General features: G+C 59.3%; 17 protein-coding genes. 4 read left to right on the top strand and 13 right to left on the bottom strand.

Features of this window, described 5'->3' with window-relative positions; all coding sequences use genetic code 11:
* Positions 1–116 precede the first annotated feature (116 nt).
* The 3 genes from dapF to ACFPPD_RS24815 form a co-directional block, all read right to left on the bottom strand.
* Positions 117–947, bottom strand: coding sequence for a diaminopimelate epimerase (gene dapF / locus ACFPPD_RS24825; protein WP_209751481.1), 831 nt, complete (start codon positions 945–947; stop codon positions 117–119).
* Positions 948–1,136: 189 nt separating this feature from the next.
* Positions 1,137–2,303, bottom strand: coding sequence for a phosphoribosylglycinamide formyltransferase 2 (gene purT, locus ACFPPD_RS24820; protein WP_209751483.1), 1,167 nt, complete (start codon positions 2,301–2,303; stop codon positions 1,137–1,139).
* A gap of 132 nt (positions 2,304–2,435) precedes the next feature.
* The gene (locus ACFPPD_RS24815; RefSeq protein ID WP_209751484.1) at positions 2,436–5,255 is read right to left on the bottom strand and encodes a calcium-translocating P-type ATPase, SERCA-type; all 2,820 of its coding nucleotides are present in this window, start codon (positions 5,253–5,255) and stop codon (positions 2,436–2,438) included.
* A gap of 194 nt (positions 5,256–5,449) precedes the next feature.
* Between ACFPPD_RS24815 and ACFPPD_RS24810 the strand changes: the two genes are divergently transcribed.
* Complete coding sequence (locus ACFPPD_RS24810) at positions 5,450–7,201, top strand: Rqc2 family fibronectin-binding protein (protein ID WP_209751487.1); 1,752 nt, start codon at positions 5,450–5,452, stop codon at positions 7,199–7,201.
* 96 nt (positions 7,202–7,297) lie between these two features.
* Here ACFPPD_RS24810 and ACFPPD_RS24805 read toward each other — a convergent pair whose 3' ends face one another.
* The 9 genes from ACFPPD_RS24805 to ACFPPD_RS24765 all read right to left on the bottom strand — a co-directional run bounded on the left by ACFPPD_RS24805 (position 7,298) and on the right by ACFPPD_RS24765 (position 16,195).
* Positions 7,298–8,173 carry a PHP domain-containing protein gene (locus ACFPPD_RS24805; protein ID WP_209751489.1) on the bottom strand — a complete coding sequence of 292 codons (876 nt, stop codon included), beginning with the start codon at positions 8,171–8,173 and terminating at the stop codon, positions 7,298–7,300.
* Positions 8,163–9,077, bottom strand: coding sequence for a LysR substrate-binding domain-containing protein (locus tag ACFPPD_RS24800; protein ID WP_209751491.1), 915 nt, complete (start codon positions 9,075–9,077; stop codon positions 8,163–8,165). The genes ACFPPD_RS24805 and ACFPPD_RS24800 overlap by 11 nt, the downstream gene beginning before the upstream one ends.
* 129 nt (positions 9,078–9,206) lie before the next feature.
* The gene (locus tag ACFPPD_RS24795) at positions 9,207–9,644 is read right to left on the bottom strand and encodes a hypothetical protein (protein WP_209751493.1); all 438 of its coding nucleotides are present in this window, start codon (positions 9,642–9,644) and stop codon (positions 9,207–9,209) included.
* A 238-nt stretch (positions 9,645–9,882) separates the two neighbouring features.
* Positions 9,883–10,146, bottom strand: coding sequence for a YlbG family protein (locus ACFPPD_RS24790; RefSeq protein WP_209751495.1), 264 nt, complete (start codon positions 10,144–10,146; stop codon positions 9,883–9,885).
* 21 nt (positions 10,147–10,167) lie between these two features.
* Complete coding sequence (locus tag ACFPPD_RS24785) at positions 10,168–10,659, bottom strand: YlbF/YmcA family competence regulator (protein ID WP_209751497.1); 492 nt, start codon at positions 10,657–10,659, stop codon at positions 10,168–10,170.
* A gap of 65 nt (positions 10,660–10,724) precedes the next feature.
* A complete protein-coding gene (locus ACFPPD_RS24780) occupies positions 10,725–12,722 on the bottom strand; it encodes a helicase-associated domain-containing protein (RefSeq protein WP_209751499.1) in 1,998 nt (665 codons plus the stop codon).
* A complete protein-coding gene (locus ACFPPD_RS24775; RefSeq protein WP_378083857.1) occupies positions 12,719–14,443 on the bottom strand; it encodes a DNA repair helicase XPB in 1,725 nt (574 codons plus the stop codon). Before ACFPPD_RS24775 ends, ACFPPD_RS24780 begins: the two co-directional genes overlap by 4 nt.
* 77 nt (positions 14,444–14,520) lie before the next feature.
* Positions 14,521–14,961, bottom strand: a complete 441-nt coding sequence (locus ACFPPD_RS24770; protein WP_209751501.1) for a CBS domain-containing protein — start codon at positions 14,959–14,961, stop codon at positions 14,521–14,523.
* 97 nt (positions 14,962–15,058) lie between these two features.
* The gene (locus tag ACFPPD_RS24765) at positions 15,059–16,195 is read right to left on the bottom strand and encodes a M20 metallopeptidase family protein (protein WP_209751513.1); all 1,137 of its coding nucleotides are present in this window, start codon (positions 16,193–16,195) and stop codon (positions 15,059–15,061) included.
* A 258-nt stretch (positions 16,196–16,453) separates the two neighbouring features.
* On the opposite strand from ACFPPD_RS24765, the gene ACFPPD_RS24760 reads away from it, so the two are divergent.
* Together ACFPPD_RS24760 and ftsW are read left to right on the top strand one after the other, a co-directional pair.
* Complete coding sequence (locus tag ACFPPD_RS24760; RefSeq protein ID WP_209751503.1) at positions 16,454–16,798, top strand: YugN family protein; 345 nt, start codon at positions 16,454–16,456, stop codon at positions 16,796–16,798.
* Between the two features lie 18 nt (positions 16,799–16,816).
* Complete coding sequence (ftsW, locus tag ACFPPD_RS24755) at positions 16,817–17,995, top strand: putative lipid II flippase FtsW (protein ID WP_209751505.1); 1,179 nt, start codon at positions 16,817–16,819, stop codon at positions 17,993–17,995.
* 47 nt (positions 17,996–18,042) lie between these two features.
* Here the strand turns inward: ftsW and ACFPPD_RS24750 are convergent, their stop codons facing one another.
* The gene (locus ACFPPD_RS24750) at positions 18,043–18,420 is read right to left on the bottom strand and encodes an Asp23/Gls24 family envelope stress response protein (protein ID WP_209751507.1); all 378 of its coding nucleotides are present in this window, start codon (positions 18,418–18,420) and stop codon (positions 18,043–18,045) included.
* Positions 18,421–18,772: 352 nt separating this feature from the next.
* Between ACFPPD_RS24750 and cax the strand changes: the two genes are divergently transcribed.
* Positions 18,773–19,831 carry a calcium/proton exchanger gene (cax, locus tag ACFPPD_RS24745; RefSeq protein ID WP_209751509.1) on the top strand — a complete coding sequence of 353 codons (1,059 nt, stop codon included), beginning with the start codon at positions 18,773–18,775 and terminating at the stop codon, positions 19,829–19,831.
* The last annotated feature ends 149 nt before the right edge of the window (positions 19,832–19,980 follow it).

Here is a 19,980-nt window from a genome sequence, read left to right as displayed (position 1 = left end):
GGGGGGTTGGGGGGTTGCGGCCTTTACATTACGCAAAAAGCCGACCTCGCGGTCGGCTCGTTCGTTTGTATAGTTGGCTAACCTTCTGTAAGACCAAGATCGGCACAGCCGGTCGTTTACACTGTGCCCGAATAGACGGCAGCAGCTGGCCCCGTCATGTAGATGCGGTTAGACGTCTCGTCCCACTCGATAAACAGGTCGCCGCCGGCAAGGGAAATCGTCGCCTTGCGGTCGGTTTTGCCGTTCAGCACGGACGCGACCAGCGTCGCGCACGCGCCGGTGCCGCAAGCGAGCGTCGGGCCCGCGCCGCGTTCCCATACCCGCATGTCCACTTGTCCGCGGGAATTGACCGTCGCGAACTCGACGTTGATCTTGCGCGGAAACAGCGGATGCTTCTCGAGCTTCGGCCCCCAGGTCGCGAGATCGAAGTTCGCCGCGTCGTCGACGTAGATGACGCAGTGAGGATTACCCATCGATACGGCCGTGAACGCGAAATCGCGTCCGTCGACCGAAACCGTGTGGCCGATGACCGGATTCGCGTCGATCGTCGTCGGCACGTCGAGACCGTTCAAGATCGGCGCGCCCATATCGACAGTCACGAGCGCGGCTTTGCCGCCTTCCGTCGTCAGCTTGACCGGCTGTACGCCCGCTCCCAGCGTCTCGATCGTCAGTTCCGTTTTGTCCGTCAAGCGGTTATCGTAGACGTACTTGGCGACGCAACGAATGGCGTTGCCGCATTGCTCCGCCTCGGAACCGTCGGAATTAATAATCCGCATTTTGAAATCGGCGTTATCCGAAGGAAGAATATAGACCAGTCCGTCCGCCCCGATACCGAAAAATCGGTTGCAAAGCTCGATCGCCAATTCGGACGCGTTGCCCGGCAAAGCTTGTTCGCCGTATACGACGACGAAGTCGTTGCCTAATCCGTGCATTTTCGTAAATTCCATGAGATGATTCCTCCCTGCAGGGCGGCCGCGGCCGTCCGATCTTTATGTCCCCATCATACCCGTTGTCCATAGAAAAGAGCATACAGCGATCATCCGTTTGTTTGCACTATTTCGACGTTTCCCGAACCTACCCCAGCCGTACCCGAACCGATACGCGGACTGTACAGACCGATCCGCCGACGGCCTCCCTTACCGGCTCGCTTCGGAGATGCTCAGCGCGTCCAGCGCTTGCTTCGCTCTAGCGCGGGCTTGTTCCGCGTCGTCTCCGGCCGACAACGCGACCGCCATGCGCCTGCCGGCTTTCGTGACCGGCTTGCCGAAGACGCGGACTTGCGTACGAGGGACGGACAGCGCTTCGCCGATGCCGTCGACGCTGTAGTCGGACAACTCGCGTTCCGCTTTGAGCGGACGGCTCGCGCCCGGGGAGACGAGCTCGATTTCCGGAATCGGATAGCCCAGAACGGCCCGGACGTGCAACGCGAATTCGCTCAAGTTCTGGCTGACGAGCGTTACGAGTCCCGTATCGTGAGGACGCGGCGACACTTCGCTGAAATACACTTTATCGGCGGTCAGGAACAGCTCGACGCCGAACAGTCCGTACCCGCCGAGCTCGTCCGTAATCGTGCGGGCGATCGTTTTCGCTTCTTCGATCTGATCTTCCGTCATCGCGTGAGGCTGCCACGATTCGATGTAATCGCCGTCCTTCTGGATATGGCCGATCGGCGGGCAGAATTGGGTGCCGCTCGCGGAACGGACCGTGAGCAGCGTAATTTCCGATTCGAACGTAATGAATTGCTCGACGATGACGCGCGCTTGCTGCACGCGGCCGCCTTCCATGGCGATCGCCCAACTGCGCTCCAGCTCCGCTTCGGAACGGCAGACGCTTTGACCCTTGCCCGAGGAGCTCATGAGCGGCTTAACGACGCATGGGAATTCCATCTCGTGGGCCGCGTCCGCGAACTGTTCGAACGTGTCGGCGAAACGGTAGGCCGCCGTCGGCAATCCGAGCGTCTCGGACGCCAGCCTGCGGATGCCTTCCCGATCCATCGTCAGACGCGCCGCGCGCGCGGTCGGAATGACTTGGTAACCTTCTTCCTCCAGCTTCACGAGCTCGGAAGTCGCGATCGCTTCGATCTCGGGTACGATCAGGTCCGGTTGTTCCTTCTCGATGACTTCCCGGAGCGCCTGCTTGTCCAGCATATCGATGACGTAGCTGCGATGGGCGACCTGCATCGCGGGCGCGTCGGCGTACCGGTCGACCGCGACCGTCTCGACGCCTAGCCGTTGCGCCTCGATCATCACTTCTTTTCCCAACTCGCCCGAACCGAGCATGAGCAGCTTTTTCGTTTTGTACATGTCATGAATCCTCCCGATATTTTCGATATCGTCCATTATACACGAAGCAGGCTCATTTACACCCCAATCGAAACGCGAAAAAACCGCGATCGGAACTCCGAGGAGTTCCGATCGCGGTTTATCGTCGTGTCTTTATCTTGCTGCCGGGCGGTGAGCCGGAGCGCCTCCGTACGGGATTTTGCGGTTTCTCTTCTGCTTCGACGCGCCGAGCACGCTGCCGATGCCCATCGCGAACGTCGGGATGCCCGCGGCGACGATGACGAGCGTCCAATCGCGGAAATCGAGAGGCACCGTCTTGAACACCGGCCGCAACGGCTCCACGTACAGAACGAGCAGCATCAGGACAAGCGAGGACAACACCGCCAGCACGAGAAATTTATTCTCGAGCAGCTTCCGATGGAAGATGGAGCGGGAGCTGCGGCAATCGAACACGTGAATGAGCTGCGCCATGACGAGAGTGGCGAACGCCACCGTCTGCGCGTGGATGAGCTGATCCGAATGGCCGGCTCCCTGGTTCAACGCGAGCACGAACGCGGCGAGCGTGCAGACGCCGATCAGGATGCCGCGGCTGATGATTTTCCAGCCTAGCCTGCGCGCGAATATGTTTTCCTTGGCGGAGCGCGGCTTGTGCTGCATCAAATCGCTTTCCGCCTGGTCGACGCCGAGCGCCATCGCCGGCAAACCGTCGGTGACGAGATTGACCCACAAAATCTGAATCGGCACGAGCGGCAACGGCAGCCCGGCCATCATCGCCATGAACATCGTCATGATCTCGCCGACGTTGGAAGCGAGCAAATACCGGATGAACTTGCGAATGTTCTCGTAAATGCCCCTGCCTTCCTCGACGGCCGCGACGATGCTGGAGAAGTTGTCGTCGGAAAGGATGAGGGCAGATGCTTCCTTCGTAACGTCGGTGCCGGTAATGCCCATCGCGATGCCGATATCGGCCGCCTTGACCGCGGGCGCGTCGTTCACGCCGTCGCCCGTCATCGCCACGACGTGACCGCGGCGTTGCAACGCCTGTACGATTCGGAGCTTATGCTCGGGAGACACGCGGGCATAGACGTTAACGTCGTCCGCGATGCTTTCGAGCTCGGCGTCGTCCATGACGGACAACTCGTTGCCGGTGACGACGCGACCGTCCCGGCCTATAATGCCGAGCGTCTTCGCGATCGCTTCCGCCGTCACGCCGTGATCTCCCGTGATCATGACCGTCTTGATGCCGGCTTGACGGCACTTGACGATCGCTTCCTTCACTTCCTTGCGCGGCGGATCCATCATGCCGGCGAGCCCGACGAAGACGAGACCGCTCTCCGCCTGCTCGTTGCCTTCGCAATCTTCGTACGGCTTCACTTCGCGGAACGCGAGACCGAGCACGCGAAGCGATTCCCTCGCCATCGCTTCGTTCGCGGCGGACACCTTCATCTTAAGCGTCCCCGTGAACGGTACGATCTGGCCGTCCCATAATACGTACGCGCATTGCCCCACGAGCATATCCGGTGCGCCCTTCGTGCAGATCAGCCGCCCGCCTTGATGGGAGACAAGCACCGACATCCGTTTGCGTTCCGCGTCGAAAGGGAATTCCTTCTCTCTGGCGTACAAGCTTTGCAACGTCGACTTCGCGAGACCCGTCTTCGCCGCGAGCACGAGCAGCGCGCCTTCCGTCGGATCTCCCTTGATCCGCCATTCCGTCGAATCGGAAGCGACGGCAACCGCGTCCCCTTTGGCCGACTTGCGTTTCTTCGGATCCGCGGCCGTCTCTTGCAAGCTCAAGTCCGCGTTGTTGCACAGCGCGGCGATCTGAGTCAACCGGCGCAAGGCGGCGTCTCCTTTGACGTCGATCGTTTTGCCGCTTTCCTTCAGCGCGCCGACCGGCTCGTAACCTTCGCCCGTCACTTCGAGCGCCCTGCCGGCGAGCCACAACTTCGTAACGGTCATTTTGTTCTGCGTCAGCGTGCCGGTCTTGTCCGAACAGATGACCGAAGCGCAGCCGAGCGTCTCGACGGAAGGCAGCTTGCGAACGATCGCCCTTCTCTTGATCATCCGCTGGACGCCGAGCGCGAGCGCGATCGTCACGATGGCCGGCAGCCCTTCCGGAATGGCCGCAACCGCCAAGCTGACGCCTGCCAGGAACATTCCGTAGATCTCCTGACCGTGCAAAATGCCGGCCAGAACGACGACGACGGTCAAGATGATCGAGACGACGATCAGAATTTTACCGAGCTGCTCTAACCGGTGCTGAAGCGGCGTATCCGCTTCTTCCGTCTGCTGGATCAGATCGGCGATTTTGCCCATTTCCGTCCCCATGCCCGTCACGGTCACGATGCCTTTGGCCGTCCCGCGCGTCACCATCGTGCCGAGGTAGCCGCAGTTTTTACGATCTCCGAGCGCGAGCTCGGCCGCCGGCAAGACGCCCGCCTTTTTCGATACCGGCACGGACTCCCCCGTCAGCGCCGACTCGTCGATCGAGCATTCGTTGCATTCGAGGAAGCGCATGTCCGCCGGTACCCGGTCGCCGCTCTCTAAGTGAACGACGTCGCCCGGGACGAGCTCGCGGGCGGGAATGAGCTGAAGCTCTCCGTTCCTGACCGCCTTGGCGTTCGGCGCGGATAGCTCTTTCAACGCGCGCAACGACCGTTCGGCGCGAAATTCCTGGTAGAAACCGAGCACGCCGTTAATGATGATGATCGCGATGATCGTCAGCGCGTCGAGCATTTCGCCGAGCAAACCCGAAATGACCGTAGCCCCCAGCAACACGAGCACCATGAAGTCCTTGAACTGATTAAACAGCAGCTTAAGGGGAGATTCCCCGCTTTTCTCCGCCAGCTCGTTCGCTCCGAGCTCCGTCAGCCGGGAAACCGCCTCCTCCGGCGTCAGCCCGAGCTTCGGATCGGAATCCAGCGCCGAGAGCAGCTGCTCCTCGCCAAGCTGGTGCCAAGCCTTTCCTTCCACGATAGTCCATCCCCTTCCTTCATTACGCGTTTACGCCTATATGTATTCAGACAGGCCCGAAAATATCCCCCGGTTGTCCGAACGGAGGGACGGGGCCCGGCGGCGCGCGCGAACGGCGGACGCCCGGAAAGCTTTCCCTTTGGTCGGATGTATGGCATCATAAGAAAGAATTCGATGGGACAGGAGAAACCGAAATGTCATTGGACGGAATCGTCACCCGGGCGCTCGCGACGGAGCTTCAATCTTGCGTCAAAGCCCGCATTCATAAAATTTACCAGCCGACGGACAACGAGCTCGTCCTGCATATCAGGGGACAAGGCATGAACGGCAGGCTGCTGCTCTCCGCCCATCCTTCCATGCCGCGCATGCACTGGACGGAACAGACGTGGGCCAATCCCGCGGAGCCCCCGATGTTCTGCATGCTGCTTCGCAAATACTGCGAAGGCGGCGTCATCGAAGCGATCCGCCAGAACGGCATGGAGCGCGTCGTCGAAATCGACGTCCGGCACCGGGACGAGCTCGGCGATTCGTCGTTCAAGCGCATCGTGCTCGAAATCATGGGCCGTCACAGCAATTTGATTCTGCTCGACCCGGCGACCGGCGTCATCCACGACGGCATCCGCCACGTCACCCCGGCGATCAGCAGCTACCGCGTCGTCTTGCCGGGGAGCGCGTACGTGGCTCCCCCTTCCCAAGAGAAGATCACGCCGCTCCCGCCCGAGAAGCAATCGTTTCATACCGCGGTAGCCGGCTTGCCTACCATGGAAGAAGCCGGAGAGGAAGCGTGGCTCGGCGCCGCGTCGTCCGCGATCGCGAACGCGTATACCGGCTTCAGCTTCCTCGTTGCCAAGGAAATCGCCTATCGCGCGGAAGGACGCGCCGATCGGTTATGGCCGGCGTTCGAAAGCGCGATGAAAGCGATCGCCGAAGGCGTATTCGAACCGAGCATCGTCGTTCAAGAGGACGGCAAAGCGTTATTCTCTGCTCTTACACTCACTCACGCGAAGGGAGAAGTCCAGTCGTTCGCCTCGATGCACGAATGCCTCGAAGTCTACTACAGAGACAAGGCTTCCCGGGATCTCGTACGCCAACGCACGTCGGACTTGAGCCGTTTTCTCGGCAATGAGATCGCGAAGAACGAGAAGAAGCTGTTGAAACTTAGGGATACGCTCGAAGAGGCTAACGAAGCGGACGACGTCCGCAAACGGGGCGAGCTGTTGACCGCCCACCTGCACGCGTTCAAGAAAGGCGACAAAGCCGTCGAAGTCGTCGATTATTACGAGGAGAGCCAGCCCGTCGTCGCGATCCCGCTCGATCCGTTGCTCACGCCGAACGAGAACGCGCAGCGTTTCTTCCGCAAGTACGCGAAGCTGAAGAATAGCCGGGCCGTCGTGTCCGAACAGATCGACGTAACGAACGCGGAGCTCGACTACTTGGCTTCGGTGCTGCAAGGGCTCGAGACGGCTACCCCCGCCGACGTGGAGGAAATCCGCGAGGAATTGATCGAGCAAGGCTACATTCGCCAGCGGGGCGCCAAGCGGGGCATGAAAAAGAAAAAGAAAGACGCGCCTGCCGTTCTGTGCTACACGTCGAGCGAAGGCATTCCCATCTACGTCGGCAAAAACAACACGCAAAACGATTACGTCACGAACAGGTTGGCCTCCTCTGCGGACACCTGGCTGCATACGAAAGACATTCCCGGATCCCACGTGCTTATTCGCGCGACCGAATTCGGAGACGCGACGCTGCGCGAAGCGGCGCTCCTCGCCGCTTATTACAGCAAAGCGAAAGCGTCCAGCAGCGTGCCGGTCGACTATACGCGCATTCGCAACGTCCGAAAGCCGAGCGGCGCCAAGCCCGGCTTCGTCATCTACGAAGGACAGAAAACGCTATACGTGACGCCGGACGAAGCGTTCGTTCAATCCCTTCCGTCGGTCATCAAATAATCGTCGAATTAACGAACAAGCGGTTCCCCGTCGACGCGGGGAACCGCTTGTTTTGATTTCGGACGCCCTCAATGTCCGCCGGTCGCGCGACCGGCCCTAAGCCTCTCCGAGCAAACGAGCCACGACGGCCATGTTCGTCGTCCGGCTGCCGATCGCGCCATGGAACGCGACGCCGTTCTTGACGCCATGAAAATCGGAGCCGCCCGTGACGAGCTTTCCCCTCGCGACCGCCCAACCGGCGTATTTGCGTTCTTCCTCTTCGCCGTGGTCGCTATGGTAAGCCTCTAAGCCGTCGGCCCCGCTCTCGAGAAGGGATAATACAAGTTCGTCGTCTCCGTAAATGCCGGGATGGGCGACGATCGCCGTCCCTCCCGCAGCATGGATCCAATCGATCGCCTCAAGCGGCGAAATCCGTTGCTCGCTCGCGTAAGCCGGCTTACCTTCGCCGATCCACCGGTCGAACGCTTCGCGAACATCGGCGACGTAGCCTTTGTCGGCCATCGCCGTGGCGATATGCGGCCGGCCGACGGAGCCGTCTTTCCTTCGGCCGGAGCCTGATCCGGCGGCGCCCGCCGCAGCCGCCACGGCCAGCTCTTCCGCCGACACCGGCATGCCGAGCTTGGCGAGAGCCTCTAGTATCGCGGCGTTCCTGCGGTTTCTCGCTTCTCGCTGCAGCTCAAGCCTCCGAAGCCAGTCCGCGTCGTCGATGCGATAGCCGTAACCAAGCACGTGAATGTCGCGTCCGTTCGCGACGGTGCTGAGCTCGATGCCCGGCACGACGACTATGCCGTATCGCTTTCCCGCCTCGATCGCCTCGCCGACGCCCGCGATCGTATCGTGATCGGTTATCGCGATAGCGGCCAGCCCCGCCTCCTTCGCCATCCGGACGTTGTCCGATGGCGAATGCGAGCCGTCCGAAGCGGTCGTATGCGTATGCAAGTCGGCTTTCGACGATTCCGGGTTATTTCTCATGGGACAACTCCCTTAGATCGCCGAGCAACGCCGCCGCGGGAATCGGCAACAGCGCCGAACGGAGCCGGACGGAATAAAATTGCCGCTTGAAGTCGACGTCCTTCACCCGAACCGGCTTAAGTAGCCCAAGAGAGATTTCGTGCTTGATCGTCCATACCGACAGGACGGATAAGCCGAGGCCCGCTTCCACCGCCGACTTGACCGCCCCGTTGCTGCCGAATTCGCTGATGATGCGCATTTTCGATTCGGGAGCGTCCGTCAAGCCGACTCGGAGCAGCTCGTCTTCGACGATCTGCCTCGTGCCCGAACCTTTCTCCCGGAGAACCATCGGCTCGGCCAGCATTTCCTCAAGCGTCACTTCTTCCCGCGAAGCGAACGGGTGCGCTGCAGGCGCCACGAGAACAAGCTCGTCGTCCATGACCGGTTCGGCGAGAATGCCCGGCACGTCGCTAGGAGCTTCGATCAAGCCGAAGTCGAGCCCTTGATGGGCGACCGCGTCCACGATTTCCGTCGTGTTCATCACCTTCATGTCGACGGAGATGTCGGGGAACCGGCGAAGGAACGATCCGAGCAGGCGCGGAAGCACGTACTCGCCGATCGTCAAGCTCGCGGCGAATTGCAGCCGGCCCTTCAGGTCTTCCGCGAAGCGAACCATCATCTCGTCCGTTTCCCTCATCAGCTCCACCGCTTTGCGGGCTTGCGGAAGCAACCGGCGGCCGGCCTCGGTCAGCTCCAGCTTCTTCGTCGTGCGGTTCAGCAACTTCGTGCCGAACCTCTCCTCCAGCGCTTGCACCTGCATCGTGACCGCGGGCTGCGTCATATGCAGGTTCTGGGCCGCGGAGGAGAAGCTGCCCCGCTCCGCGACCGTGTAGAAGATATGCAATTGATGTACGTTCAACGCCATGTCGTCGCCCTCCGTCCGATATCGTCTTCCGAATTATAACACACATGGGCGCTCCCGCGTCCGCGCCCGGGGGACGCCAAAAAAACCGGCCGGGAATGCCCCTTGCCGGTTGCGAGCGTCGATATTCATCTAGCGGCGTTTGCGGTTGTTCTTGATGAGCGTCATGCGGCGCGAATGCCTAAGCCAAGAATAATACGTTTTCAAATCCCTTAACTCCATCGTCTCGGACATTCTTCCGAGAAATGTCACGACGATCATTTTGTGCAACGGATTGCCGAGCAGGTCGGTGTCCGTCTCGCTCACGGAAAACTCCGCGACGAATACGAGATCGTCGTCGATCGTGTAGACGTCCTGTTCGTTGCGATAATACGAAACGATCCGGTCTTCTTTCAAGCACTGCCACATATACTCGGCAATGTCGGAGTAACCGGTCTTCTCGCTTTCGACCCGATCGGCCCAGCGTGTACGCGCGTGGTTGGTAATGATGATATCGACGACCTTCTTGTCACCGAGAACGACGTGAAAGGGCTCGTAAGTATTCCAACGCTCCGTGTGCTTATCCTTCACCCGGTACTCCCCCTTCCCGATATAGGTCAATCGACTCAGAAATCCGCGAATCTCGTAGGAACTTAAGTACATATTACCGCAATCGTTCGAGAGGATTCAACAAAAAAATAAAATGCCCCTTACATCCCACCATTTGGATATTAAATATTACCTTTTATATATATTTCCGGAAAAACGAAAAAAGTCTCCTATTCTCTAGGAGACTTTCCCGCATTGGCCGCATTCATGGCGCCAAGCGTCATAGGCCGTAAAAACGGGTTTTGTCCGGCACGTTTTTCTCGTACTCGGTTTTGATCTCGTTGCGGTAGGAACGCTCGATCTTGCGCACGAAAGGCAAACGCTGCAAGTTGCGAACCGCTTCCTCGGCGACGTCCGCGTTCATGTACATAACGGCGTAGTGCATTTTACGCGACAAATAATGAAGCGTGCCGTATTTGTCCAGCCCTTTTGCCGCTTTCGCGTCGCTAAACCATACGATATAGCCAGTCCGTTCGGCAAACATGTGAAGCCTCCGTTCGCTTGATTATCCGCAGCCGCCGCTTCCGCAGGAGCAGCTGCCGCCGCCTCCGCAGCCCGAGCCTTTCGGATTCGGGTCGTTGTCCGGCACTTTGATCGTGAACGACACGGCTTGCGCCAGCGTTCGGGATATATCGTGAAGCAGTCCGTCCATCGCGTTCTCCGCTTGTTTGTACATGCGGACGCTTTCCACCTGTTCGAGTCGGCTTTCCAGCGCGTAGACTTCGTCCAGGGCGGCGTTGTAATCCGGGTGGAACCTTCCGAACCGTTCGCATTCGGCGAATTTCTCTTTCGCTTTGGCGAATTGGCCGGTCAAGCTCTTCACTTCCGGATCATGGCGAACTTGTTCTTTCCAATAAACGTATTCCGCGGCAAAACCGGAATGATTCAGCGCGTCGCCCAGCTCGTAGGCGCGGGTCAATAGCAACGCCATATCGGCAGGCGCGCCGTCCATTACGCCGATTTCCGCCGCAGGGAGGGTTTGAGTCATGTCGGCCATCGGCCTCACCTCACCTTTCGGCTTAGTCATACCCATCCATCATACCATACCGGACTTGTTACCCGTCAATCGGATTCCATCGCCAACGGCTCCGCATCGCTCAATAACGGCAAATCGATCATCAGCTCGGCGATGTCCCCGGCGCGCACGATGGCCTGTTCTCCACTTCCCGCTTCCTCGCTTCTCCAACGTCCGCTTACCGTCCAATGACCTCCCTCGTCCCGGGTTCCGGTAGGCAGAAACGCGCGCGACCGTTCTCCTCGTCCGATGACGACCGGCGCTTCCCACGAGATCGCCTTCTCCATGAGCTGCCGGAGCGTCGACGCATGATAGACGCGCGGTTTCGCGATCCATGCCGCCGGAATATCGGATAGGCCCGGAAACAGCTCCTCGTCTTCCGGCCATTCGACGTCCGCCGCGTAGACGGACACCTCGTGAGGCATGAGCGTCCAACCGTCCGCTTCCTTCGCGCCCGCCTCTTCGCCGGAAGACTGTGCGGCCTCGGATACGTTCGTCCGTTTCGAAGCTCTGCGATCCGTTTCTTCCGCGGGATAACCTAGCCTTTTCAGCAGGGAGCGCAAAGAAGGCAATTCCGAACGTTCGACGATAAACTCGCGTTCTCCGATCCGTTCCTTCAACCTTCCCGCGATCCGGCCGTCCCTTAGCAAAGCCTCGGCGACATCCTTGCTATCCGTCCGCAGCAGCACCGCTTCCTCGAAACGCGTTTTGCCGAACGCCGCGAACCAGTCTCCAAGCGCTTCGGCTACCGATACAGGCAATGCGCATTGATTTCCCCGCTCAAGAATCGATAGCACTTCAGCGAGCGAATAACCGGAATTATACGCTCGTTCGCACGATCGTTTGTCCAGCCGAAATAGGCTCAACGCGTCTTCGGATACGATCTCGGCGATATCCTTCAGCGTCCAGCGGAACCGGAGCGGCGCTTCCGGCGGCACGAACACCTCGCCGTCCGGCTGGACGAATATCGACTCTTCGGTTACTTCGTGGCGCGCGCCGGGTTCGGGATCGCGCTTGCCGAAGCCCGCCGTCAGTCGAAACACCTTCGCGCCGGCGGATGGGGCGGATTCGACGATTACGCCGCGTTCCGCCCATCCGAACGCTTCCATCAGTTTCAACCATTCTTCCGTTTTGTCGGCGAACTTTCCTTCGAACATTCGATCCTGCCGCACCCAGACGTCCGCGGGCGCGGAGCGAACGGCGGACGCGGCGAGCTGAAGCTCGTGATCCGCCATCGCGTGTCGAAAGGAAACGAGATCGTAAAGCTTGGCGTCGGCGGCGCCGGGCGCCAGCGAGAGCCATTCGTTCAGCCGATCTCCTTCAAGCGTTCGGATTCCTTCTCCGTCTTTCTCCACCAGCCCCAACCGCATGCCCAGATCGATCGCCAACGCGGCCTGGGCACCCAATTGCTCCGCATGGGGATAGGCAAGCGACAAGCTGATGACATCGTCCGCGCCGAACCGGACCGAATCGTTCAGCTTCGCCGCGGTCGGCTGATGGAGCCCATCTTTGCCCGTTCGCCCGAGAGGGTGGCGCAGGAGAAGATGCCACGGAGCGAGAAGCTGCACCGACAATGGCGGCCGGTATGCTTCGGTCATGAGCCGAACATCCGCCTCCGACGAAGTTTCGGCAACGTTGCCCTCCCATGCGGGAAGCAGCAATGTTTGCCATATCGGAAATATGTCCTCTGGCACGTAGATCAACTTGTCCCCCCACGCCTTTCGTACCGCGAACGCAACGCCGCTCCTTCGGAGACGCGCGACGGCGAGCTTGATTTCCGCGCCGGCAAGCGGAAGCTCGCGGGATAACCGGCCCGCCAGCGTCTCCAGTTCGAAGGGGCGCGCGGCGTGATTGCGCACGATTCCCTTCAGCACGAGAAGCTCTCGCCTCTCGCAGCCCGACAACCACCGCTTCGCCCAAGCTTCCCCCGCCAGCATGCTCGCGAGCGGCTCTCCGGCGGCTAAGTTATCCCGAACGGCCGGATGCCGGCCGATCAGCTTAACGAACGATTCGGGAAGCCGTTCCAACGACCGCCTCACGTTCATCGCGTCTCCTCCCCGCCGGCACGATCGGACCATCGGTCGACGGCGTACGAATAACCTTGCTCGAGCAAGAACCTGCCCCGATTGCGGGCAAACTCCACTTCGTCGGTCCCTTCGCTGACGAGGGAATAGAACGCCGCTTCGATGCCCGTCCTCTTCGGCCTTAGAATCCGGCCGAGCCGCTGCGCTTCCTCTTGCCTGGAGCCGTAGCTGCCGGACACTTGGATCGCGATGGCGGCATCCGGAAGATCGACGGCGAAATTAGCGACCTTGGACACGAGAAGCGCCGAAATATCGCCGCATTTGAACCTCTCGAACAGCTTCAGGCGGTTTCGATGCGGCGTTTCTCCCGTAATGAGCGGCAACCCCAGCTCCCTCGATAGCTCATGAAGCTGATCCAAATAATGGCCGATCACGAGCGTCGGCGTATCCCGATGCCGCCGAAGCAACGCCTTGACCACATCCGCTTTCCTCGGGTTCTCTCCCGCGATGCGGTGCTTGCCGCTCTTGGGCGCTTCCGCGTACGACGTCGCCGCGCGATCGTCCAACGGAACCCGGACTTCGGTGCACGTAGCGCGCGCGATCCATCCGCCGCTCTCCGCCGAGCGCCACGGCAGCTCGTACAGCTTCGGCCCGATGAGAGCGAACGCGTCGCCTTCCCTGCCGTCTTCCCGGACGAGCGTCGCCGTCAGCCCGAGCCTTCTCGTCGCTTGAATGTCCGCCGTCATCCGGAATACGGGCGCCGGAAGCAAATGTACCTCGTCATAGACGATCAATCCCCAATCCCGGTTGACGAACAGCCGCATATGGGGATATTCTCCATCCACGGCGCTTCTGTGCGTCAGCACCTGATAAGTCGCGACGGTCACCGGTTTCACGTCCTTCGCGCGACCCGTGTATTCGCCGACGTCGGCTTCCGTAAGCGTCGTATGGCGCAGAAGCTCGGACATCCACTGAGCGACGGATACGCCGTTCGGAGTCAATATCAACGTTTCGCAGCCAAGCTTCGTCATCGCGGCCATGCCGACCCACGTTTTACCCGCGCCGCAAGGAAGCACGACAACGCCGCTGCCTCCGTCCATTTCCGTTCCCCCAAGCAGCGCATCTACCGCTTCCGACTGATAATCCCTCAGCGCGATCGGCGAACCCGTCGGCGCTTCTTCGAGAAATCGGATGTCGAGCGCTTGGCCCGCATGAAACCCGGCTTCGTCTTTCACCGGATAGCCGAGCGCCGCCAGTTCCCGCTTGATCGTTCCGCGCGCTTCCCCCTTGACGACAAGGGCTTCTTCGCCGAGTTCGGGGTCCTCGGCTCCATTATCCGTTCCGGAGCATAGCCCGATAAGACCCCGAATTGGCTCCAAGCCGGCAATCTTCCGCAGCAACGAGGGCGCAGCCGCGCGAAGACGCAATTGTCCGCCTTCCGATACGAGCCTCAATTGACCGAACCGGTCCATGCTTCCGCGTACGAACGTTTCCACCGTTCTCGGGAGCGGATGTCCGGAAAGCGAAGCGATCGTTTGCGCGACGTCGTCCGATCTCCAGCCCGCCGCGGCCGCGTTCCATAAGGACACTTGCGTCATGCGGTAAGTGTGCCAGGTGCCGGGGCGCTTGCGCAGCTCCGCGATCTGCATCAGAAATCGGCGCGCCTCCTCCCTGTCCGAATGACGCTCGTCGAGCAGCAGCGTACCGTCCGATTGTACCCAAAGCGGTTTTGCGGTCGCTATAACGAATCCCTCCTTACTAAAATACAGACAAAAAAAGGCCCATTTCCCGAAATCGTCGGAAAATGAACCTCTCGAGGCTAATGGGCAAAGTTCTGCGATTGAACCTCATGCTCGGAAATTTGACTTAACGCTTCGCCCGCCTCATTAACGAAGATTTCCCTTACGGCTAGATCCCCTAAAGAGATAACGCCCTTCAACTCGCCGTTTTCCACAACCGGCAACCTCCGAATTTGGCCCGAAGACATGATCGCCGCGGCTTCGTCTACCGAAATATCCGGCGATACGGTCCGTACGTCCGAAGTCAGCACTTCCGTAACGGATGCAGAACCGTTTTTGTTTTCCGAATAACCTCGAATGACCAAATCGCGATCGGTAATGACGCCGATCAACTTACGACCCTCGATGACCGGCACGAAGCCGATGTCATGGTCTCTCATCAATACTGCCGCTTCGTTTATACTGCTTTGCGGCGTGACCGTCACGCAATCTTCCGACATGATTTCAGCAATTTTTCGCATAGTTCCTCCTGGGCGCGATTCGGCGACATAATAGGTACATCACTAAATTGACCGGAACAGAGGACGATTATACCGAGAATTGCCGAACTTTCATTCGCTATGCTTCATAATCCAAAGCCGCGTCGTCCGCTACCGCGATCAACAGCCTCGCAGCGTTCAGCATCGCTTCTTCCACCAAGTCGAAGCGCGGATGGTGATGCGGCGCCGATCCGCCGTCGTCCCGTCCCGCGCCGACGAAGAAGAAACAGCCGGGCTTCCGTTCCAAATAGTAAGAGAAATCTTCGCCCGCCATGATCCGTTCGCATGGCTCGCCGCCCGACTCCGGGAATAGTTCGGCGATCGCGCGCAACACGCGCCGCGCTTCGCGCTCGTCGTTAACGACCGGCGGATACCCTTCGATGTACTTGAATTCGTAATCGCAGCCGTACATGTCGCAAGTATGCTTGACGATACTCTCCATCCGTTCGCGGATGAGCTTTCTCATCGGCTTATCGAACGAACGGATCGTGCCGCTGAGCTGGCACCGTTCGGCGATGACGTTGTTAGCCGTGCCCGCCGACATCCTGCCGACCGACAGCACGCCCGCGTCGAGCGGGTTCACGTTGCGCGAGACGATCGACTGCAGCGCCGTCACGAGATACGCGCCGACGACGAGCGAGTCCTTGGCTTCGTGCGGCAAGCCGCCATGCCCGCCGCGGCCGACGATCTCGAGCTCGAATTCGTCCGGCGTCGCCATGAATGCTCCGGGGCGCGTCGTCGCCATGCCGTAGGACAGAGGCGACCACAGATGGACGCCGTAGATCGCGTCGACGCCTTCCAGCGCTCCGTCCGCGATCATCTTGACCGCGCCGCCCGGCAACACTTCCTCGCCCGGCTGGAACAGGAATACGCGCGTTCCCGCCGTCTCTTCCCGGTGCAGGCTGTAATAACGCGCGACGGCGAGCAACTCCGCCGTATGTCCGTCGTGTCCGCAAGCATGCATAACGCCGTCGATCGTCGAACGGTATTCCGTCGTCTTCGCGTCTTGAATGGCAAGCGCGTCGATATCCGCTCGCAGCGCGATCGTTCTTCCCGGCTTGTCTCCGTCGAGCTTAGCGACGACGCCGGTTCCGGCAACGCCCCGGCGAACGTCCAACCCCCAAGATTCAAGCAAGTCCCCGATCATCCGGGAGGTATCGTATTCATGGAAGGAAAGCTCGGGATTCATGTGCAAATGCCGGCGCCAGCTTACCATGTCCCCGTATAGCGATTGCAATGTCTGTTCATTGACCGTCAAGACTGCGCCTCCTGTTCCCGATTTCCGATTATTTTTATTATTGTATCAGAAACGCCCATCTTCCGTAACCTCGCTATTGCCTTGCGGTACGCGGAGACGGGATCAGGAGATAAATGTCAATGAACGTTCGAACTTGGCCTCCCCAGCGGGCTTGCGCTAGGTTCGCAAACCGACTATCATGGAGGGGATAACGCTTGTTTACAAGGAGGATCTTTCATGTTACTCGAAAATACAGGCCTGGTCGGCGTGCGAAGCGACCTTGGGCATCTTGACGACTCTAGCGACAAATTAGGCTTCGTTCGGTGGCAGTGGGAATATCGCCGCGCTACATACGATTTGAAACTGCACGACCGTCCGAGCGGCAACGACTACTTCCTGCGGGTGACGACGCGGGCGATCGAAGGCAAGCTCGAGAATCCGGACGCGGTTCTGGAAATCGAAGCGGTCTACATCGGACGGGCCACGTTCCCGCACGGTATGGAATACGAATCGAAAATTCCGGACGCGGTCATGGGAATCGCGAATCAACGCGTGCAGGAATTAAAGATACTGCTTTCCTAGCAGCGAGGGGAATGCCGGATGAAGACTCCCGAGAGCGGACAGCGGGGAACGCCTGATTTTCTGTTGCTTATTCTTACTCTTCTGCTCGTAGGCTTCGGTCTTGTCATGGTGTTCAGCGCGAGTTCGAGCATGACGGTGTCCGATCCCGACTTTAACAACGACGCGCTTTACTTCGTGAAGAAGCAGTTGACTTGGGTCGGGCTCGGATCTTTCGCCATGCTCGTTCTCATGAACATCCATTTCCAGAAATACAAGAAGCTGTTCCTGCTGTTTTTCGTCGGCACTCTCGTCCTTCTCTTCCTGACCCCGATAATCGGCAAAGAGTTGAACGGGGCCCGAAGTTGGGTGTTCGGCGTGCAGCCGACCGAGTTCGCCAAGCTCGCCATCATCATGTACTTGGCTTCGATCATCGCGAAGAAGGACGAGAATTTCCGCGACTTCAAGAGGGGCTTGCTTCCCGTCATGATCGTCGTCGGATTTTTCGCTTTTCTGATCATGCTCCAGCCCGACTTCGGCTCGTGCGCTATTCTCGTCATGAGCGCGGCCGCCATCGTCATCGCGGGGGGCTCCAATCTGAAGCACATCGTGCTGTCGGCCGGCGTCTTGCTCGGCTTGGCCGCCCTCGGGACAAGCTTGTACTTCCTGATTCATCCCGACGCCGACTTCGGTTATCGAGGCAATCGGTTTACGGCGTTCATGGACCCGCTCGCGGACCAGGACGGGATCGGCTATCATCTGACCCGTTCGCTCGAAGCGTTCGGCCACGGCGGATTAACCGGTCAGGGGCTCGGCAACAGCGTTCAGAAGTTATTTTACTTGCCTTACGCTTATAACGATTTTATCTTCGCCGTCATCGGCGAAGAACTCGGCTTTCTCGGTACGACCGCCTTCATCCTCGTCTACGTCGTCTTCCTCTGGCGCGCGTTGATCGTGGCGATCCGGTGCCCCGACATCTACGGGACACTCGTCGGCGTCGGCCTCGTGTCGCTGATCGCCATCCAAGCGCTCATCAACATGGGGGGCGTCAGCGGGGCCATTCCGGTTACGGGAGTCACGTTGCCTTTCATCAGCTACGGGGGCTCCTCCATGTTGACGCTGCTGACGGGCATGGGCATCCTGCTGAGCATTTCGAGAGAATATAACCGGGTAGAACGGGAACAACCCGCTTCGCGCGGCGCGAACGTCTTCCGGCAATAAAAAAACGCGATCGTTACGGCCACGTGCCGCTTCGATCGCGTTTTCTCTTATTTCACCCTGACCGATTCTTCCGTTTCCTCGTCTTTGAAAGCGACGCCCTCGACCTTGATATTCACTTCGACGACATGCAAGCCCGTCATATTCTCGACCGCTTCGCGGACATTTTCCTGCAGCCTGCGTCCGACCTCTTGAATCGGAATGCCGTATTGCACGACGATGCGCAAGTCGATCGCCGCTTCCACTTGCCCGACCTCGACGGACACGCCTTTCTGGGCATTGCGTCCGCTCAGCCGCTTGGCCAAGCCTTCCGATATGCCGCCCGACATGGCAGCCACTCCGGGCGTTTCCAATGCCGCTAAACCGGCGATCGTAGCGACGACGTCGTCGGAAATCCGTATTTGTCCTTGTTGCAGCTCTTCCGTCATGGCGGCTCACTCTCCCGAACCTAGTATGTTTCCATTGTACTGGAAGAGATGCCGGGAAGCAACCGGAAGCGTTGCCAGCGCGATTTTCCGTTTACTTCGAGCGGTGTATTGGATATATTAAGAAAAGAAAATTTGGAGACATCATCTATTCGTGCATGTTCAAAAAGTCCGGTTTTCAGCACCGAGAAGGTTGAAAGAAGCTAGGGAATGAGGAGCGGAGCGTAGGCAAAACCTACGTGAGCACCGGAAGTCCCGGCTGAATTCAAGATTCGATGTCGAATAGGCTTCCAGATTTACTTCGTGATCAAAATCGGACTTTTTGAACAACATCTAATCGGGAGGAAACCGTCAAGTGAAAAAAATGTTCTACCCCCTGCTTGTCCTCACCTTCGTGCTCAGCGCGGTATCCCACTTTACCCATTGGGGCCCCGTAGCCGAGTTCGCGATGTCGGGACTGGCGATACTTTTCGCCGCCGGATTGCTCGGCAAAGCGACGGAATCCGTCGCCCACTACGCGGGCCAGCGCGTCGGCGGGCTGCTTAACGCGACCTTCGGCAACGCCGCGGAGCTCATCATCGCGATCTTCCTCATCAAGGAAGGGTTGTTCGAAATCGTCAAGGCGAGCTTGACGGGCGCGATCATCGGCAATCTGCTGCTCGTTCTCGGCGCGAGCGCCCTCGCGGGCGGTTTGAAGTACAAAGAGCAGAAATTCAATGTCCATCTCGCCGGACAGAACGCCTCGCTGATGCTTCTCGGCATCATCGCGCTGTTCATTCCCGCGATCTTCGTCAAAACCGAGCACATCTCCGCCGATAATACGATGACGATCAGCATCGTCGTCGCCGCGTTTCTGATTTTCGCGTACGCCGGCTGGCTCGTGTACTCCATGATCACGCATAAGGACTTGCTGGAGGACCACGTCGACACGCAAGCCGATCACGGCGAGCAGCCATCCTGGTCCAAAGGCATGTCGATCGTTCTTCTCGTCGTCGCCACCGTCATGGTGGCGTTCGTCAGCGAATGGCTCGTCCATACGCTCGATACGTTCTCTTCCCGCTTCGGCTTGTCCGAGCTGTTCGTCGGCGCCTTCGTCGTGGCGATCGTCGGCAACGCCGCCGAGCACAGCGCGGCCATCATGCTCGCGATGAAGAACAAGATGGGCGCGGCTGTCGAGATCGCGGTCGGCAGCAGCTTGCAGATCGCGCTCTTCGTCGCCCCCGTCCTCGTGTTCGTCAGCTTGCTGTTCGGCAACGAGATGAATTTAATCTTCTCGACGATCGAGCTCGCGGCCATCGCCGTAGCCGTTCTGATCGCCACCTCGATATCCCGGGACGGCGCGACGACCTGGTTCGAGGGCAAGCTGCTTCTCATCGTCTACGTCATACTGGGCGTTTCCTTCTACTTCGTCTGAACCGCCTATGCGGGCAAGCCGATAGGCGATAAAAAAATAGCACCCCTAGGGGCAATGTCATTAAGTTAAGGAGCAGGGCCAAAATCAAGAACAAGAGCAGGTTATCGAAAAGATAGCCCGCTCTTTTTTTTGCACGAAAACAGCAAAAC

Origin of the sequence: Cohnella suwonensis (assembly GCF_042655365.1) — a bacterium.
Taxonomy (GTDB): Bacteria; Bacillota; Bacilli; order Paenibacillales; family Paenibacillaceae; genus Cohnella; species Cohnella suwonensis.
This window is presented reverse-complemented; position numbering and strand designations above follow the sequence as displayed.

What these genes read in the sequence shown, in the direction of transcription:
- ACFPPD_RS24770 (WP_209751501.1), bottom strand. Translation starts at nt 14,961, where the DNA reads ATGCGAAAAATTGCTGAAATCATGTCGGAAGATTGCGTGACGGTCACG.
- ACFPPD_RS24785 (WP_209751497.1), bottom strand. Translation starts at nt 10,659, where the DNA reads ATGGCCGACATGACTCAAACCCTCCCTGCGGCGGAAATCGGCGTAATG.
- ftsW (WP_209751505.1), top strand. Translation starts at nt 16,817, where the DNA reads ATGAAGACTCCCGAGAGCGGACAGCGGGGAACGCCTGATTTTCTGTTG.
- dapF (WP_209751481.1), bottom strand. Translation starts at nt 947, where the DNA reads ATGGAATTTACGAAAATGCACGGATTAGGCAACGACTTCGTCGTCGTA.
- purT (WP_209751483.1), bottom strand. Translation starts at nt 2,303, where the DNA reads ATGTACAAAACGAAAAAGCTGCTCATGCTCGGTTCGGGCGAGTTGGGA.
- ACFPPD_RS24790 (WP_209751495.1), bottom strand. Translation starts at nt 10,146, where the DNA reads ATGTTTGCCGAACGGACTGGCTATATCGTATGGTTTAGCGACGCGAAA.
- ACFPPD_RS24750 (WP_209751507.1), bottom strand. Translation starts at nt 18,420, where the DNA reads ATGACGGAAGAGCTGCAACAAGGACAAATACGGATTTCCGACGACGTC.
- ACFPPD_RS24810 (WP_209751487.1), top strand. Translation starts at nt 5,450, where the DNA reads ATGTCATTGGACGGAATCGTCACCCGGGCGCTCGCGACGGAGCTTCAA.
- ACFPPD_RS24760 (WP_209751503.1), top strand. Translation starts at nt 16,454, where the DNA reads ATGTTACTCGAAAATACAGGCCTGGTCGGCGTGCGAAGCGACCTTGGG.
- ACFPPD_RS24805 (WP_209751489.1), bottom strand. Translation starts at nt 8,173, where the DNA reads ATGAGAAATAACCCGGAATCGTCGAAAGCCGACTTGCATACGCATACG.
- ACFPPD_RS24780 (WP_209751499.1), bottom strand. Translation starts at nt 12,722, where the DNA reads ATGAACGTGAGGCGGTCGTTGGAACGGCTTCCCGAATCGTTCGTTAAG.
- ACFPPD_RS24765 (WP_209751513.1), bottom strand. Translation starts at nt 16,195, where the DNA reads ATGGTAAGCTGGCGCCGGCATTTGCACATGAATCCCGAGCTTTCCTTC.
- ACFPPD_RS24800 (WP_209751491.1), bottom strand. Translation starts at nt 9,077, where the DNA reads ATGGCGTTGAACGTACATCAATTGCATATCTTCTACACGGTCGCGGAG.